Below are 15,279 nucleotides of genomic sequence, written 5' to 3' on the forward strand. Positions count from 1 at the left end.
GCTTGCTAAATCTACCGAAATGAGAAAGCAATCAGGCATTTTGATAAAGCATTTAGCCATTTTGCTTTCTCAAAGCACTAAAATGAATAACTGAATTACACAAATGAGAGACAATTCAGGTATATTGATAAAGCATTCAGGCATTTTGCTTGCACAAAACACTAAAATGAATGCACGAACTACTGAAATGAAAAAGCAAAGTAGCCGTGATTTGCTAATCGCCAAGCATATTTGTTGATATGTTAGCTTCGCATCATAATTTTTGCAGTTTCACAAAAACCTTATCGTCTTTAATGTTTACTGGATACGACTGAAGGGAAACATCAGGTGCTGTTAAGCATTCACCTGTCTCTAACTTATACTGAAATCCGTGGGAAGGACAGGTAATAATACCATTTTCAACCTTACCCTCTTTTAATGGAGATCCTAGATGAGTGCAAGCATTATGATAACATGTTACTCTAACACCTTGACGATGTAAAATTAGGGAATTACCAGCAAGTTGTACTGCCAATACACTAAATTCAGGAACTTGATCAATGGTTGCCACTTTGATCCAAGTAGAAGTTATTTTTGAAGAAAATGGACTGATTAAACCGGAATTCGTGTTGTTAACAGTAGGGTTGTTATTGACCGCAACTACTTTGGTAATTTCGGGACAATGGTTTTTGATTGCCTGTTCTACTCCCTGAGATAAAGTCAAAGTAGAAGCTGGACAACTGCTACAAGTTCCGATTAATCTGACTTCTACTGTATCTGGTGGCTTAATTGCAACTAGTTCTACATCCCCATGATGGCTGTTTAAACCTGGGCGAACTTCTTCAAAAGCTGTCTGAATGCGTTGTGCTAATGGTGGTTTTGGTGGTTTGACTAGTTCGTGATATAGTAGCACTGCATACACTACTTCATCAGCAACAGCATGACGCAAAGCTGACATTGATTCTTGTTTTAGGCTTTTAATCAAGCTAGTCAATGCAGCTTTATGCAAAGCTTCAATTGCTCTTTTTAGACCCACTGCTACACACCGTTGGCTTTCATCCCACTCTGATATAATTGCCTCAAAGCGGTTAATTTCCTGAACTAATTCTTCAAGGTTGGACATGGGGGAGAAGAATTTTAGATTTTGGATTTTGGATTTTGGATTAAACAATCTAAAATTGCAAATCCAAAATTGGGTATGGGCATCAGGCATTAGTAACTGTAGGGTGTGTTACTGCGTTAGCGTAACGCATCATTTTACGTTTTCGGTGCGTTACGAAAGCCGTAACACACCCTACTAATTCTACCTACTTAGGCATTAGTCATTAATTATTCACAAAGAATAATTTACTTCACTTCATTTTGAAATCCTTGAGGAGAAATGGCATAATCATGCCCGTCACTAAACTAGATAATATTATTGGTAAGTAGAAGGGAATTGGGGCTTGTGCGAGTAACACTAGTAGTGAGAAACCTACAACAATACCAATAGTAGTTTGCTTGACAAAATACATTGGGTCGCGTAGTAGCTTTCCTTTAAAAAATAACTTGGCAGAAAACCACCCTATCTCTAACATGTTTTCTCCTAATAATTTGTCAATAAATTTAAGACAGCCAGCCCTAAAAGGATGGCAGGAATTACACCGGCAGGGGCAAATAATGCACCAAGCATTGCTGAAAACTGATAGCCTATATCTTTTCCAGCTAACAGCATTCCACCAATTGCACCGCCGACCATAGACAATGCTGTTGCTATGATTATCCACACGAATTCTGTTGCTATATTTAAGTCACCATCTGCTAAACTTGTGAGAAAATCTCTCACATTTGGGTTTATTAGAATATCTCTCATGCTATTTTTTCCTCCTTATTAGAGTTAGGAGTTAGGAGTTAGGAACTAAATTATAACCTTAACTCATAACTCCTAATCCTTCATTTCAACTTCCACATCTTGTAGCGCTTGGGCTACTACCTCTGCTTGTCCAACTTGTTGGTATTTCGTAAATATTTCTAAAGCGTCTTGATAGTAGATACGCGCTTGCAAAAGATTTTTAGGATTACCAACTTCTGGTTTTTCCTGGTCGTCTGGTAAATTGAATAGGGCGTTGGCTTTGTTAGAAATTGTGTTAGCGTACTCTAGAGGTGTATCTTTGGAATTACGCACTTTTAGCGCTTCATTGTAAGCTGCGATCGCACGCAAATTATTCTCTAAAGGATGGGAACTTACTAAATATTGCAAAGCGTTACCCAAGTTGTTTTGCAACATCGCATATTCTCTAGGATGATCAATCAGATTAATATGCTTTAGTGCTACCTCAAATGATTGCACTGCTAACCCTTGACGCAAGTATTCCCGTTCAGATGCTAGGGGCATGGAAAGGTAAGCGATCGCAATATTGTTGTATAAAATAGCATATTCCTGCGGGTAATTTTCCCAACTAAACACCCGCAAAGCCTCATGATAAGCTTGGATGCTGTCAGTTATCCGTGCCAAATTGAATGGTACAAGCGACTGCAACACTAGCCCAAAATTCATCTGCGTCTCTGCCACTTCCTCTGGCGAAGCTAATTGTTGTAAAATCGGTAGCGCCTCTTCATAACCTGCTTTCGCTTGCAGCAGCAGTTGGTACTCAGCATCCGGTATTGCCTGTAACGTCCCTGCCATGCCCACTTGGGCCCTGGCTTTCAGTAGGGGATACTCCTCACCACACATCTCATAGGCCCGGTAATATAAGCCAACTGCATTTCGCAAATCTTGGGCAGCTTTGGGCTTTTTTTGAAAACCCTGCGCTATCTCGATCAGCATCTGGATTTTTTCCTCTGCTGAGGCTGACTCCGATGCAACAGCTGCGATCGCAGCCTTCACTGCTGAATCTGTAATGCTGGGGGTCATAACTCTGCCGTACTCTAGCCAATTGGGAATTGAATCTGTTAACGCCCACGAATGATAGAGATACACTTTCGCATCTCATCACGGGCCATACTGATTTACGCAGGCTTCGAGTCCTTTAGGCGGAATTTCCCCTTTTTTGTCTGAGACTAGCGATTAGTGACTGGGGATTAGGGAAGAGTTTTCCCACTACCCAGTACCCAATCCCCAATCACTAAAATATAAAACACCCTATTTCTAAAATTCTAGGGGGAAATTGCCAATATTAATGTCAGCTTTAAACACCTTACATTTTTATAAGGTGTTTTGTATCATCATCTGACACAATTCAAATATTCTTTATTGAATTGTTGACATAGATATATGCAGTATCTTACCAGCCAATTTTTATGTACTCCAAAGAGTCACCACGGGATCGTCAAAGTGTAAAATATGTTCATCAACTGTAAAACAAGCTCCCTTGAAAACAGACAGTATCTTTTATCGCATATTCCAAAGTATTCCCAGCACTTTCTTTGAACTGATTAACCAACCGCCACAACTAGCTAGTGCTTATCAATTTTCTTCAGTCGAAGTCAAACAACTGGCGTTTAGAATCGATGGTGTATTCCTGCCAAATGCAGCAGAACTACCCATCTATTTTGCCGAAGTTCAATTTCAGCCAGATAGAAAATTCTACTCACGTTTATTCACCGAAATCTTTAACTATCTCGACAAAACTGAATTAACCAACAATTGGCGTGGTGTTGTCATCTTCCCGAATCGCAGCGTTGATACTGGAGATACCGAAAGATATACAGAATTACTCAACTCACAACGAGTGACTCGCGTCTATCTTAATGAATTAAGCTCAATTGAGACATCATCAATCGGCATAGAGACAGTTAAACTAATCATCGAACCCGAATCAACTGCGACAACAAAAGCTTTAGAGATAGTCAACAGTGTCCGACAGCAAATTCCAGATGTCGCTACTACAAGAGAAATTATACAATTGATAGAGACGATATTAATCTACAAGTTGCCGCGATTGAACCAAGAGGAGATCGGAAAAATGTTTGGAGCAAATGAGTTAAAGCAAACTAGATTCTACCAAGATGTTTTTGAAGAAGGGAGACAAGAAGGTAAGTTAGAAACGATACCCCAGTTATTAGCGCTGGGGTTGAGTATTGAGCAGATAGCTCAAGCGTTAGGTTTGGACGAACAGGTTGTTAGGCAAGCTGCACAACCGAAATCCTAAAACAATAGGGTGCGCGAAGGCTTAACAGTGCCTTTAATAGAGACGATATTAATCTACAAGTTGCCGCGATTGAGCCAAGAGGAGATCGGAAAAATGTTTGAATTAAATGACTTGAGGCAAACTAGATTTTTCCAAGATGTTTTTGAAGAAGGTAAAAAACAAGGTAAGCAAGAAGTTTTTGAAGAAGCTAAGTTAGAAGCGATACCTCAGTTATTAGCGTTTGGGTTGAGTATTGAGCAGATAGCTCAAGGCTTAGGCTTGGACGAACAAGTTGTTAGGCAAGCTGCACAACCGAAATCCTAAAACAATTAATATATAGCTGACGGGGCGCAAGACTTTGCACCCCGATATTTCGCTGTATTTGACTCAGTTATTATATTAAAATCTGACGGCTTAAAATACTCATAACCTCACCTGTATTAGTGGTTGCTAGTAGTGGACTCCAGTCTTTAATTGGATAGCCAATTAACCTCACCTCGATAAAGCTGTGCTTTATCTCCCCTCTCCTTAGCAAGGAGAGGGGCTGGGGGTGAGGTTTTGATATGATCTACTTCATACACCTGGGAACCGCTATTAACGTCAGGAGTTAAAAACAAAAGGCAATTTAATTTATACTATTCTTTTATTTGTTAAATGTGTTACATACATAACAGACATAACTTTTTAAATTAATCTTGCTCGGATTTCAGTTATTGTTAATCATTAATTCTTTTTTAATGAGAGTGAATTAAATAGAAAAATATCTTAGAATTGAAAAATAAATATTGATAAACAGGTGAGACTTTACAAGCATTATCACCTACATCATGCATGGTAAACAATAGAAAAACGCATAGCCAATGACTAACGTACTATGGCTACAAGGTGGTGCTTGTTCAGGCAACACCATGTCATTTCTCAACGCTGAAGAACCGACAGTCTGCGATTTGATTGCAGACTTTGGTATCAACTTACTTTGGCATCCCTCCTTGGGATTGGAACTAGGCAACAATTTGCAAACACTGCTGCGGGATTGTATTTCTGGCACAATTCCTTTAGATATCTTGGTATTTGAAGGCAGCGTTGTCAACGGTCCCAACGGTACAGGCGAATGGAATCGGTTTGCCGATCGCGCCATGAAAGATTGGTTAGCAGACCTCGCCAAAGTTGCTAAATTTATCGTCGCCGTGGGAGATTGTGCTACATGGGGAGGAATTCCCGCTATGTCACCCAATCCCAGCGAGTCGGAAGGTTTGCAATTTCTCAAGCGTCAAGAAGGCGGCTTTTTAGGGAAAGACTTCTTGTCGCAAGCCGGATTACCTGTAATTAATATACCTGGATGTCCCGCCCATCCCGACTGGATTACGCAGATATTAGTTGCGATCGCTACTGGGCGCATAGCAGACATTGCTTTCGACGAACTAAATCGTCCGCAAACCTTCTTCAACAGCTATACCCAAACCGGTTGTACCCGTAACATTCACTTTGCCTACAAAGCCTCAACCGCCGAATTTGGTCAGCGTAAAGGCTGCCTATTTTATGACTTGGGTTGTCGCGGTCCCATGACCCATTCTTCCTGCAACCGCATCTTATGGAACCGCGTCTCCTCCAAAACTCGCGCCGGAATGCCTTGTTTAGGTTGCACCGAACCAGAATTTCCTTTCTTTGACCTCAAACCCGGAACCGTATTTAAAACCCAAACAGTGATGGGAGTTCCCAAAGAATTACCGCCAGGGGTGAACAAAAAAGACTACGCCTTACTCACAATGGTTGCCAAAGATGCCGCACCACCTTGGGCAGAAGAAGACTTTTTTACAGTTTAGTCATTGGGCATTGGGCAATTAAATTTTGGATTTTGGATTTCCGATTTTGGATTAAATTTCAATCTAAAATCTAAAATCTAAAATCTAAAATTCTTACTCCCCTTAACAATTAAAGGAGAAAAGAATGGGAATTCAATCATTAGATATATCACCCGTCGGTAGAGTTGAAGGCGATTTAGATGTCCGAGTCGATATCGAAAATGGGCGGGTAGTCAACGCTTGGACACACGCCGAATTATTTCGCGGATTTGAAGTTATCCTACGCGGCAAAGACCCTCAAGCCGGATTAATTGTCACGCCTCGCATTTGCGGCATTTGCGGCGGTTCTCACCTAACTTGTGCATCTTGGGCATTAGATACAGCTTGGGAAACAGAAGTTCCCCGCAATGCAATTTTAGCCAGAAATATCGGTCAAATTGTCGAAACAATTCAAAGTATACCCCGCTATTTTTACGGACTCTTTGCGATTGATTTAACTAATAAAAAATACCGCCATAGTCGCTTTTATGACGAAGCTGTTAGACGCTTTGCGGCTTTCACTGGTAAATCTTACGAAGTAGGCATCACAATTTCCGCTAAACCTGTAGAAATTTATGCCCTATTAGGCGGACAATGGCCTCATTCCAGCTACATGGTTCCCGGTGGCGTGATGTGCGCCCCTACTTTAACAGACATTACCCGCGCTTGGGCAATTCTAGAATATTTCCGCACCAATTGGTTAGAACCAGCATGGTTGGGTTGTTCTTTAGAACGCTATGAAGAAATCCAGACTTATGATCACTTCATGGACTGGTTAGATGAAGACCGAAATCATCGAGATTCTGACTTAGGTTTTTATTGGCGCATGGGTTTAGATATCGGTCTAGATAGATATGGTGCTGGTGTTGGTAAATATGTCACTTGGGGATATTTAGCCCATGAAGATAAATACCAAAAGCCAACTATCGAAGGACGAAATGCGGCAATGATTATGAAAAGTGGAGTGTATGACAGCTTTGCAGACACTCACACCTTAATGGATCAGTCATTTACCCGCGAGAATACAACTCACTCCTGGTACGATGAAGGAACAGCAGACATTCATCCTAGCGATCGCATCACTAAACCTACAGCAAATAATACCAAAGACTTCGATAACGCCTACTCTTGGTCGAGTGCAGTCCTTCACAAAGACTTCGGACGTTTGGAAGTTGGCCCCTTAGCGCGTCAGTTAGTTGCAGGTGGTAAACATGGCGAATCTTGGCAACACTACGACGGCTTAATTCTCGATGTCTTCAAACAAATGGGTGGTGCTAGTATTCATGTGCGTCAGCTAGCACGAGTTCACGAACTTGTCAAGTTATATCGTCAAGCTGAACACTGTTTACGCGAATTCAAGTTAAACGACCGCTGGTATATCAAACCCAAAGAAAAAGATGGCAAGGGTTGGGGTGCAACAGAAGCGGCGCGGGGTTCCTTATCTCACTGGGTAGAAGTTGAGGGCGGTAAAATTAAGAATTACCAAGTGATTGCCCCAGGTACTTGGAATATCGGACCTCGTGACGGTGAAGGTATTCGCGGTCCCATTGAAGAAGCTTTAATTGGGACACCCATTTACGATTCTAGCGATCCGGTGGAAGTTGGGCATGTGGCGCGATCGTTTGATTCATGTTTGGTGTGTACAGTTCATGCTCATGATGCTAAGACTGGTGAAGAGTTAGCGCGTTTTCGGACAGCTTAATTCTCAAATATCAGATTGTCTACCACAACACACATTGAGTTACACTGGCTCTACAAGTGGTTGCGATTTTGGTAGACATACTTTGTATGGCTGAAATTATTGAGATACCTGTTGAACTGACTCACTTTCAACTTCCTGAAGCTGTGCTAGAGCGTCTGCAATTTCTGCTGGATCGCCAAGATGCAGGAGAAGCACTTACCCAAGCAGAACGACGAGAAGCAGAAGGGCTGGTTGAGTTGGCAGAATTTTTATCTCTGCTGCATTTGCGATCGCAGCGTGTCATGCAGCAGGAATAAATGGTAACGATTTCAAGGGAAACCGTAAATATTCATCAAGCTATAGCGTTTCTCTTAAAGCTTTTGTCATATCATGTCCGGTTAAACACTTGTCAATTGCGAACGAAGCGTTAGCGTAGTGAAGCAATCCCAAAACCTTTGCGATTGCTTCGCTTCACTTCTCTACGAGACGCAAGCGCGAACGTTGCGCTCGCAATGACATATCGTAAGTGATTTAGCGGACATGATATCATGCGTAGAACAGATAATCGCACTCCCCCGACAACTGGCGACAGAGAACAGGGGGGAACAGGGCGATCGCACGCACGAAATTTCTGAAGCTCCTGCTGGATAAGGATTTTGAGCAAAAAATAGGCGAATTTATCAAATACTCAAACCCTTGCTATTCAAGAATTCTTATACTTTAGATGCCTTTGCCCTAGATTTTCTTTGGCTTCCTTGAGAAGAACCAACTCTGTTGCTGCTGAGTGCAACACCCAACATGCCAACTACCAGGGTTCCCAAAACAGTTGTCGGTTCAGGAACCGCAGATGCTTTAATCCGATTCGTACTCGAATCGAGCAATTGACTATAGTCTGCTGTAATATTTTGATAAAGATAAGAAGTCGCTCCCGGAGAGATGAAGATAAAACCGGGAGCCTCAACATTGCTGAGAAAAACATCACCTATGCCACTACCAGTACCAACATCAAAAGCCCCAAACAAATTGCCTGTAGTCGTGTCAAAGTTAAAATTGAAATACTGATTGCTTGATACACCATTAACAACTTCGTTGTTAGTTCCAATCAACTCCTGTGATGGATTGAAAAAAGAAACAGATAATGATTGTAAGGCTTTTGTAGCTCCCGCACCGCTTTCGGAAATTATGCCTGGGGTAGTGGTTTCATCGTAGCTGAACGAGCCAAAAGCCGAATAACCAGCATCACCCTTCCAGTTAAATGTTAAATCAGCAGCTTGAGCCAGATTAGTAGAAGCAATGATCGAAGTCGCACAGAGTGCCAAACTAGGCGCTACCTGCGCTGCGGCTAGCGCGAAAAAGCTTTTCATTGATTAAATACCCTCCTATTGACAAATATACTGTAAATGAGTGTACTAGCGTGCCACGGCAGTAAGAGCCGAATTTATGAGCAAGAAATCAAAAACTGCCAAAATCGTAGATTTCATCAAAATTGCAGCAGTTAAAGAACATAATCCTTCATCAATAGATTTTATACCAGAATATGGTATTCTCATTGAGAAGTTGCGGTCAAAAATTCCTGTTATAGCGCCGCTAATGTAATAACTGGTTGATGTACTCCAGAAGATTTACTTCAGCTTTGAACCACTCGCCAGCCAGTCTAATTTCACTGAACTGTTTATGCAGTGATTGTTCTAGCTCTTGAGCTTCTTCACTTCCTTTAACTTGTACTATCTTAATTAGCTTCAACTCGGCTGGACTGGATGTTTGAAGTGATTTCACTCTCTTTGCCACATCTTTTGCCCGACCTATTTTGATAGCATTGCTGTCTTGATTGAGAATAAAAGTACGACATTTCCCTACTTTGGGCAGCCAAATCGTGAGATTTTAACATTTGATTTCTGGTTACAGCTATTTTCAGGTAAATAGACCACACGGTAGGGGCACAGCAATGCTGTGCCCCTACGACAGATGTGGTTCAAAGACATGATTTCTGCTGTAAGTGTTAGACCTCAGCACTACTCCAGGATTTCTTCAATCGTCAAACCAATATCACTCGCAATCTGCCGTAGTAACCTTGGTGAGATGTCACGCCCTTTGTGAAATGGGACTGTTGTTCCTCGTCCATCTTCGTGTCGAAACTATTTGTGTGAGCCTTTCTGACGTACCTCCACAAACCCAAGGCTCTCCAATATTCGTACAACTTCTTGGGGTTTCAGAACAGGAATATTACTCATGGTCTACTGAACCACAATCTGTTGTATACCTACAAACTCTGTCTCGAACACCAGATCCTCATCCTCTAGAAGCATCTCAATAACTTCACGCAAATTTTTCTGCAATTCATCCAAGGTTTCACCTTGAGAATGCGCTCCAGGAAAGCCAGGAACATAGCCAACATAGAACTTAGTATCAGGATCTCTTTCAACGATCGCAGTAAAAGTTTTCATATCACAATCATGGACAACCCACTTACAGCTTACTGGAGCAGTTATCTACCTGTGCGACTCCATTAGTTACTTCGGCGACTCCATTAGTTACTTCGGCGACTCCATTTGTTATTTCGGCGACTCCATTAGTTACTTCGGCGACTCCATTAGTTACTTCGGCGACTCCATTTGTTATTTCGGCGACTCCATTTGTTATTTCGGCGACTCCATTTGTGACATCGGCGACTCCATTTGTGACATCGGCGACTCCATTTGTGACATCACCGATGCCGAAGGCGGGCTTCGCCAACGCATTTGCTATATCGGCGACTCCATTTGTGACATCGGCGATCGCTCCATCAACTCTTTTAACCTCTAGTAAACTCTCAGCAGTGAAGCAATTGAGATTCTTGCTTCACAGGGAGTCCAATGCCCAATGCCCAATGCCCTTTTATTCAAAACTCGTAGCGTAACACACTAAAACTTATAGAAACAGTGCGTTAGGCTTACCTTAATTCACTTCAACAAAATAGAAATTTACAGGGTAAGCTTGTGTCTGATTTAGCGCTACACGAATATCTGCCTCGCGTTCCCGATGCAGCATTGCAAGAATACATAGAATGGTGTGTTTTAGAGCAGGCAAAAGCCGCAGAATGTAACTTTACTCCAGATAGAAGTAAGTTAGATAATTTGCCACCAGAAGACTACGTTCCTAAACTTGTCGAGCAGTTCATGAAAGTTAAACCAGACCCAATTAAAGCTGGTTTGGTAGCTGCGATCGCTGGTAAGGAAGCTGACAAACACGCTTTATCCGGTTTAGCGATCGCTGCTGATTTTGTATCTCTTTATGTCAAGTATTTAATTCCTAAAGAGGGAAGTACTAAAGAACAGGCTGAAGAACTCTTGACTAAAGCATCACAACATCAGTGTGAGAAACTTACTGAAATTGCCAAGAAACATGGTGTAGAGTTCTAGTTTACTGCTGATAACTTATTCAGAGGCTTTGTCTGTCTCATCAGTCAGAGCCTCATATTTTTCAGATTAGGGCAAAAAATCGAAATAATCACAATCAGCAGAAGCTTGATGATGAGTTGTTCTTAGTCTTATACCTTTACTATGACCTTAAACTTCAAAGTATGTTTCACTGCATTTATAGATACAGTGTGACTTGTTATTTTATAATTTAGGAAACATATTATTAGTTTATAGTTATATGGACACAATCGTAGTTAACTCTCACATTCATTTCGGGAAACCTTGCATAGCAGGCACACGCATCACTGTACAAAGCATTCTTGAACTACTCAATGACGGACTTTCATTTAAATAAATTATCCGAGACTACTATCCAGACCTACAAATTGAGGATATTCGTGCTTGCCTACAATATGCGATCGCTCTAGTAGCAGCTGAAGACATTCGCCTAGTATCTATTTGAGCATGAGATTTTTACTGGATCAAGATGTATATGCTGTGACAGCAAGATTTCTAGTTGATGCCGGACATGACGTAGTTCTTGATGCCCACTGTGGTATTGCTAGAATATACTTACTATAATTTTGTGACTCTATGCCCGCTAGGGATTTCTACCATAATGCTGTAAAAGCAGCTCTCATCAAAGACGGTTGGATGATTACAGCTGACCCTTACATCATCAAGTATGAAGATACTAAGCTATTTGCTGACCTAGCAGCTGAGAGAACACTTGCAGCTGAACGCAACGGAAGTAAAATTATTGTTGAAGTTAAAAGCTTCCTGGGAAAATCGCCAATAAATGACTTTGAAAATGCTTTAGGTCAATATATTCTTTATCGGAATCTGATTAAGGTTACAGAACCTCAATATCAACTTTATTTAGCAATCAAGCAAAGTACTTATGAAAATTTTTTCCAGCTAAAAGCAATTACATTAGTAGTTCAGCAGAATCAACTCTTATTAATGGTTGTAAATGTAGAAAATGAGGTGATAGTTAAATGGATAAACTAAGCCACTATAAAAACATCATTAAAAATATTCTCATAGAATATGACCGCCTCTGCAATAGCTCACCTGATGACGACGTAGAGAGCCTTTTAGCACTCGATGATCAACGCAATCAATATCTATGGTTTCAGATTGGCTGGCAAAAAAATCGCCGAATTAAAGGCATTACTGTACATATTAGGATTAAAAATAACAAAATTTGGATCGAAGAAGATTGGACTGAAGAAGGTATTGCCACTGAATTATTAAACGCAGGGGTTCCCCAAAATGATATTGTATTAGCTTTTCATCCTCCAAGCGATCGCGCTTTAACTGAATTTGCAACTGCTTAAACAATTAAATCTCATCCGATGCTAACAATCATTGGTTGCGGTAATCTAAATCGCAATGACGACGCAGTAGGCGTAATCATTGCCCAACACTTACAAAAATATCTAGCTGAAAACCCTAATTCTCATGTGCGAGTATATGACTGTGGCACCGCAGGGATGGAAGTAATGTTTCAAGCTAGAGGTAGTAGACAATTAATAATTATTGATGCAAGTTCAACTGGTTCTGAACCTGGTGCTGTGTTTAAAGTTCCAGGAAAAGAACTGGAAGCTTTACCGGAACCTAGTTATAACTTGCACAATTTTCGTTGGGATAATGCTTTAGCCGCCGGACGGAAAATCTTTCAAAATGACTTTCCCAAAGAAGTGACAGTTTATTTAATTGAGGCAGCAAATCTTGATTTTGGACTGGAATTAAGTCCTGTTGTCAAACATTCTGCTGATTTGGTCTTTGAAGAAATAACCGCACTTATCAGCCAGAATATCAACTTTTAATTAACAATCCAAAATCTAAAATCCAAAATCCAAAATCGAATTACGCCCAATCCCGATAAACAGAAAGTTCATCTACCCTCATTTCAAAAGGTACGCCTTGACTCTCTGGTGGACAAACACGGATTTTAGCACTGGTGATAATTCCATATAGTAATGTCCCCATTGGCACAATTTTTTGCAAAATACGCCAATTAGTAACTTGATCGGGACATTCAATTACCAATGTTAGAGCATTGGCATGGGTTGTGACATACCACCGACAATTAGATAGAAGATTTTGAATCGTGCGATCGCAAGCGTCATAAAAGTATCTGCTAATAGAATACTCTAGTTGCTGCCGCAGTATAATATCTGCCGATGTCGGTTGCATAGGATGCGAGTCATCACCATTAAAGTAATACGTCTTTCTAGCCATCTCTCTTTAGCTTCCTGCTTATATTCCAATTACCATTCCATAAAGTACATCTTTATTTGTTTCTAATAATTTCTGGGTTTCTTCATCATAATAAGCACCTATTCCACTACATTCAATCCCCAAATAATTACTAGTTAAATAAAGTCTCTGCCCTAGAAAACCAGCTATTTGCATAGCAGTTTGATAATTTAAATAATCTGACACAAAAAATAAAGTTACAGCGCTATCTTTAGCAATAGCCTGATTAATACATAAGTAACCCGTCTTTTCACTAAAATTACCCGTCTTAACCAGATACGTACCTTTATATAACCCAGGTGTCATTCCCTGTACTCGATGCACCACTGAGTAAATTTCTATTTCCTCATAGTTTTCTGTCGGTATTGACTGCTGAAGTTGCTGTACTATATATAAATAATCTTCTTGAGAAATAGACTCTTTCCGGAAACGTCTAATAGAACGTCTATTCCAAACTGTTTGATAAAATTTATCCTTGTCAAAGTCAAATTGAGGATACTCTAATTTCTGCTGGCGACTCTTTTGTAGAGTAGTTGCTTGATAAGCATCTTCAATAAATTGATTAGATTCAAAATAATCAGTACCACACACAAAAGGAACTTTCAGCCTTAAATGTCTGATTTTCTTGTCTTGTACTTCTCCTGACACCGCACAACCAGTAATAAACTCCTTATTCTCAAAACCCAAATCTGAATTGAGTGCAAGTTTATCAAAGTCAAAAACTAGTTGTATATCTCGGTTGTGGAGAAAAGCTGAAGCTGCGATCGCACCTAAATGATGCCCGCTATCTAATAAGCAATATCTCATGCTTCTATTTTGATATTTCCAGCTAGACCTATAATAAACACAACTAATTAAAAAGATGAATCCGTTGATACTTTTTCCCGGTATAATATAACTCTCTAACCCATCATCAATTAATTCATAGATGAGAGTTAGACAATTATTCTCAACTTCTAGATGATATATACCATCTACTATTCCCTCAATACCGCGAACCTGTACGTAAACTTCTGTAGGGTACAAAGCGCCTGCTGATGGATTTACTCGCAGTTTATAGGGGCCATCTTTATACACCTTTTCTAGGGTTATTGTACTGGTTAACGAGATAAAACGATGAACAGGATTATTGAGATTTAATTTTACTCTCCGATAAAATTTTGGATAAACTTTAAATGGAGATGGCTGTGTTGAAGCATCTACATAATTTGGATCAAGTTGTACCGATAAGTAAGAATGCTTGGTAGCTTCATGATAAGCTTTGCCCGATATCTTACTTGGTGGCATTTTTAAGTATCCTTAAAACTTCTACGTTACTCGCAAAATCAATAGCTTTATAGTCGTCTAAGTTTTTCAAATCTAAGTTAGGATGATGTTGTAAAAGTAACTTGACGACTTCTGTCTTTCCGGCTGATGCTGCATACATTAAAACAGTTGCACCGTTATCATTTTGGTTGTCAATGTTAATGTTGACAGCCAGGAGTAAACTAATTAAATCGTAGTGATTACCAAAACAAGCAAACCATAAAGCATTGTTGCAATCGCTATTTCGAGCATTGATATCTGCACCTGCATCAATCAGTTCTTTGACGACTGCATAAACTCCCTCTCTTGTAGCTTTCATTAAAGCTGTATCGCCATTTTCACCTGGCTGATTTAAATCCCCAGAACTATAGCCTTTTCCTCTTAACCATTGGATTGTTGCTTCACTCAAATCTTGCTTGCTTACTTGACTCATAATTGTTCTTTAAATGTCACAAAACTAAGTTATTTCCAAGCAAGTTTATGCTGGGAAAACATAATGGTGAGCATTGCCCACCATTATTTAAAAATGCTATAGGAGTAGCTGAAGTCTAGTAGTTTAACAAACCAACTTTGCTAGGTATTCAAAAGTTTGGTAAAACGAAAAAATCTTTACCCACTCCCTACTCCCCGCCCTCACCCAGCAATTTTGAGTTGGTCAAGTACTAAGTTGACTAGCAACAATTTAGCTTAGTTATATATTA

The 15,279-nt window shown here is 40.3% G+C and carries 22 protein-coding genes and 1 pseudogene; 11 read left to right on the plus strand and 12 right to left on the minus strand.

What is annotated here, in order from left to right; all coding sequences use genetic code 11:
- Positions 1 to 253: 253 nt before the first annotated feature.
- The 4 genes from HWQ41_RS03355 to HWQ41_RS03370 form a co-directional block, all read right to left on the minus strand.
- Entirely contained in the window at positions 254 to 1,102 is an 849-nt protein-coding gene (locus HWQ41_RS03355) for a NifU family protein (protein ID WP_292759937.1), read from the minus strand.
- Between the two features lie 229 nt (positions 1,103 to 1,331).
- Positions 1,332 to 1,556 carry a hypothetical protein gene (locus HWQ41_RS03360; protein WP_292759939.1) on the minus strand — a complete coding sequence of 75 codons (225 nt, stop codon included), beginning with the start codon at positions 1,554 to 1,556 and terminating at the stop codon, positions 1,332 to 1,334.
- Between the two features lie 8 nt (positions 1,557 to 1,564).
- Positions 1,565 to 1,831, minus strand: a complete 267-nt coding sequence (locus HWQ41_RS03365) for a hypothetical protein (RefSeq protein ID WP_292759941.1) — start codon at positions 1,829 to 1,831, stop codon at positions 1,565 to 1,567.
- Positions 1,832 to 1,903: 72 nt separating this feature from the next.
- Positions 1,904 to 2,872, minus strand: a complete 969-nt coding sequence (locus tag HWQ41_RS03370; protein WP_292760031.1) for a hypothetical protein — start codon at positions 2,870 to 2,872, stop codon at positions 1,904 to 1,906.
- A 457-nt stretch (positions 2,873 to 3,329) separates the two neighbouring features.
- On the opposite strand from HWQ41_RS03370, the gene HWQ41_RS03375 reads away from it, so the two are divergent.
- From HWQ41_RS03375 to HWQ41_RS03395, 5 genes are all read left to right on the plus strand, one after another.
- Positions 3,330 to 4,109 carry an Rpn family recombination-promoting nuclease/putative transposase gene (locus HWQ41_RS03375; protein WP_292759943.1) on the plus strand — a complete coding sequence of 260 codons (780 nt, stop codon included), beginning with the start codon at positions 3,330 to 3,332 and terminating at the stop codon, positions 4,107 to 4,109.
- Between the two features lie 93 nt (positions 4,110 to 4,202).
- A complete protein-coding gene (locus HWQ41_RS03380) occupies positions 4,203 to 4,412 on the plus strand; it encodes a hypothetical protein (RefSeq protein ID WP_292759945.1) in 210 nt (69 codons plus the stop codon).
- 536 nt (positions 4,413 to 4,948) lie between these two features.
- Positions 4,949 to 5,911, plus strand: coding sequence for a hydrogenase small subunit (locus HWQ41_RS03385; RefSeq protein WP_292759947.1), 963 nt, complete (start codon positions 4,949 to 4,951; stop codon positions 5,909 to 5,911).
- Positions 5,912 to 6,035: 124 nt separating this feature from the next.
- Positions 6,036 to 7,631: a nickel-dependent hydrogenase large subunit gene (locus HWQ41_RS03390; RefSeq protein ID WP_292759949.1), complete on the plus strand. Its 1,596-nt coding sequence runs from the start codon at positions 6,036 to 6,038 to the stop codon at positions 7,629 to 7,631.
- Between the two features lie 86 nt (positions 7,632 to 7,717).
- Positions 7,718 to 7,927, plus strand: a complete 210-nt coding sequence (locus HWQ41_RS03395; protein ID WP_292759951.1) for a hypothetical protein — start codon at positions 7,718 to 7,720, stop codon at positions 7,925 to 7,927.
- 396 nt (positions 7,928 to 8,323) lie between these two features.
- Here HWQ41_RS03395 and HWQ41_RS03400 read toward each other — a convergent pair whose 3' ends face one another.
- Positions 8,324 to 8,974, minus strand: coding sequence for a PEP-CTERM sorting domain-containing protein (locus tag HWQ41_RS03400; protein ID WP_292759953.1), 651 nt, complete (start codon positions 8,972 to 8,974; stop codon positions 8,324 to 8,326).
- A 76-nt stretch (positions 8,975 to 9,050) separates the two neighbouring features.
- Here HWQ41_RS03400 and HWQ41_RS03405 point away from each other — a divergent pair, with 76 nt between their 5' ends.
- Positions 9,051 to 9,206 carry a hypothetical protein gene (locus HWQ41_RS03405; RefSeq protein WP_292759955.1) on the plus strand — a complete coding sequence of 52 codons (156 nt, stop codon included), beginning with the start codon at positions 9,051 to 9,053 and terminating at the stop codon, positions 9,204 to 9,206.
- On the opposite strand, the gene HWQ41_RS03410 is transcribed toward HWQ41_RS03405, so the two are convergent.
- The 4 genes and pseudogenes from HWQ41_RS03410 to HWQ41_RS03425 form a co-directional block, all read right to left on the minus strand.
- Positions 9,198 to 9,482, minus strand: a complete 285-nt coding sequence (locus HWQ41_RS03410; protein WP_366931629.1) for a GIY-YIG nuclease family protein — start codon at positions 9,480 to 9,482, stop codon at positions 9,198 to 9,200. The genes HWQ41_RS03405 and HWQ41_RS03410 overlap by 9 nt on opposite strands.
- Before the next feature lie 140 nt (positions 9,483 to 9,622).
- A pseudogene (locus HWQ41_RS03415) lies at positions 9,623 to 9,841 on the minus strand (type II toxin-antitoxin system HicA family toxin).
- A 3-nt stretch (positions 9,842 to 9,844) separates the two neighbouring features.
- Positions 9,845 to 10,054: a type II toxin-antitoxin system HicB family antitoxin gene (locus tag HWQ41_RS03420; RefSeq protein ID WP_292759957.1), complete on the minus strand. Its 210-nt coding sequence runs from the start codon at positions 10,052 to 10,054 to the stop codon at positions 9,845 to 9,847.
- 22 nt (positions 10,055 to 10,076) lie between these two features.
- Positions 10,077 to 10,343: a hypothetical protein gene (locus HWQ41_RS03425; protein WP_292759959.1), complete on the minus strand. Its 267-nt coding sequence runs from the start codon at positions 10,341 to 10,343 to the stop codon at positions 10,077 to 10,079.
- A gap of 242 nt (positions 10,344 to 10,585) precedes the next feature.
- Here HWQ41_RS03425 and HWQ41_RS03430 point away from each other — a divergent pair, with 242 nt between their 5' ends.
- The 5 genes from HWQ41_RS03430 (at position 10,586) to HWQ41_RS03445 (ending at position 12,840) form a co-directional block, all read left to right on the plus strand.
- Positions 10,586 to 11,008, plus strand: a complete 423-nt coding sequence (locus HWQ41_RS03430; protein WP_292759961.1) for a hypothetical protein — start codon at positions 10,586 to 10,588, stop codon at positions 11,006 to 11,008.
- A 238-nt stretch (positions 11,009 to 11,246) separates the two neighbouring features.
- Entirely contained in the window at positions 11,247 to 11,363 is a 117-nt protein-coding gene (locus tag HWQ41_RS34230) for a DUF433 domain-containing protein (protein WP_366931628.1), read from the plus strand.
- A 239-nt stretch (positions 11,364 to 11,602) separates the two neighbouring features.
- Entirely contained in the window at positions 11,603 to 12,019 is a 417-nt protein-coding gene (locus HWQ41_RS03435; protein WP_292759963.1) for a XisH family protein, read from the plus strand.
- A complete protein-coding gene (locus tag HWQ41_RS03440; RefSeq protein WP_292759964.1) occupies positions 12,007 to 12,348 on the plus strand; it encodes a XisI protein in 342 nt (113 codons plus the stop codon). The genes HWQ41_RS03435 and HWQ41_RS03440 overlap by 13 nt, the downstream gene beginning before the upstream one ends.
- Positions 12,349 to 12,366: 18 nt before the next feature.
- Entirely contained in the window at positions 12,367 to 12,840 is a 474-nt protein-coding gene (locus HWQ41_RS03445; protein ID WP_292759966.1) for a hydrogenase maturation protease, read from the plus strand.
- A 40-nt stretch (positions 12,841 to 12,880) separates the two neighbouring features.
- Here the strand turns inward: HWQ41_RS03445 and HWQ41_RS03450 are convergent, their stop codons facing one another.
- Genes HWQ41_RS03450 through HWQ41_RS03460 form a run of 3 tightly spaced genes read right to left on the minus strand, consistent with a single transcriptional unit; the run spans position 12,881 to position 15,011 of the window.
- The gene (locus HWQ41_RS03450; protein ID WP_292759968.1) at positions 12,881 to 13,255 is read right to left on the minus strand and encodes a hypothetical protein; all 375 of its coding nucleotides are present in this window, start codon (positions 13,253 to 13,255) and stop codon (positions 12,881 to 12,883) included.
- A gap of 18 nt (positions 13,256 to 13,273) precedes the next feature.
- Positions 13,274 to 14,560, minus strand: a complete 1,287-nt coding sequence (locus HWQ41_RS03455; protein WP_292759970.1) for a nitroreductase family protein — start codon at positions 14,558 to 14,560, stop codon at positions 13,274 to 13,276.
- Positions 14,547 to 15,011 (minus strand): ankyrin repeat domain-containing protein, encoded by a 465-nt coding sequence (locus HWQ41_RS03460; RefSeq protein WP_292759972.1) that lies wholly within the window; start codon positions 15,009 to 15,011, stop codon positions 14,547 to 14,549. Before HWQ41_RS03460 ends, HWQ41_RS03455 begins: the two co-directional genes overlap by 14 nt.
- Positions 15,012 to 15,279 lie beyond the last annotated feature (268 nt).

The sequence above is a fragment of the Nostoc sp. NOS(2021) genome (assembly GCF_017115025.1).
Taxonomy (GTDB): Bacteria; Cyanobacteriota; Cyanobacteriia; order Cyanobacteriales; family Nostocaceae; genus Nostoc.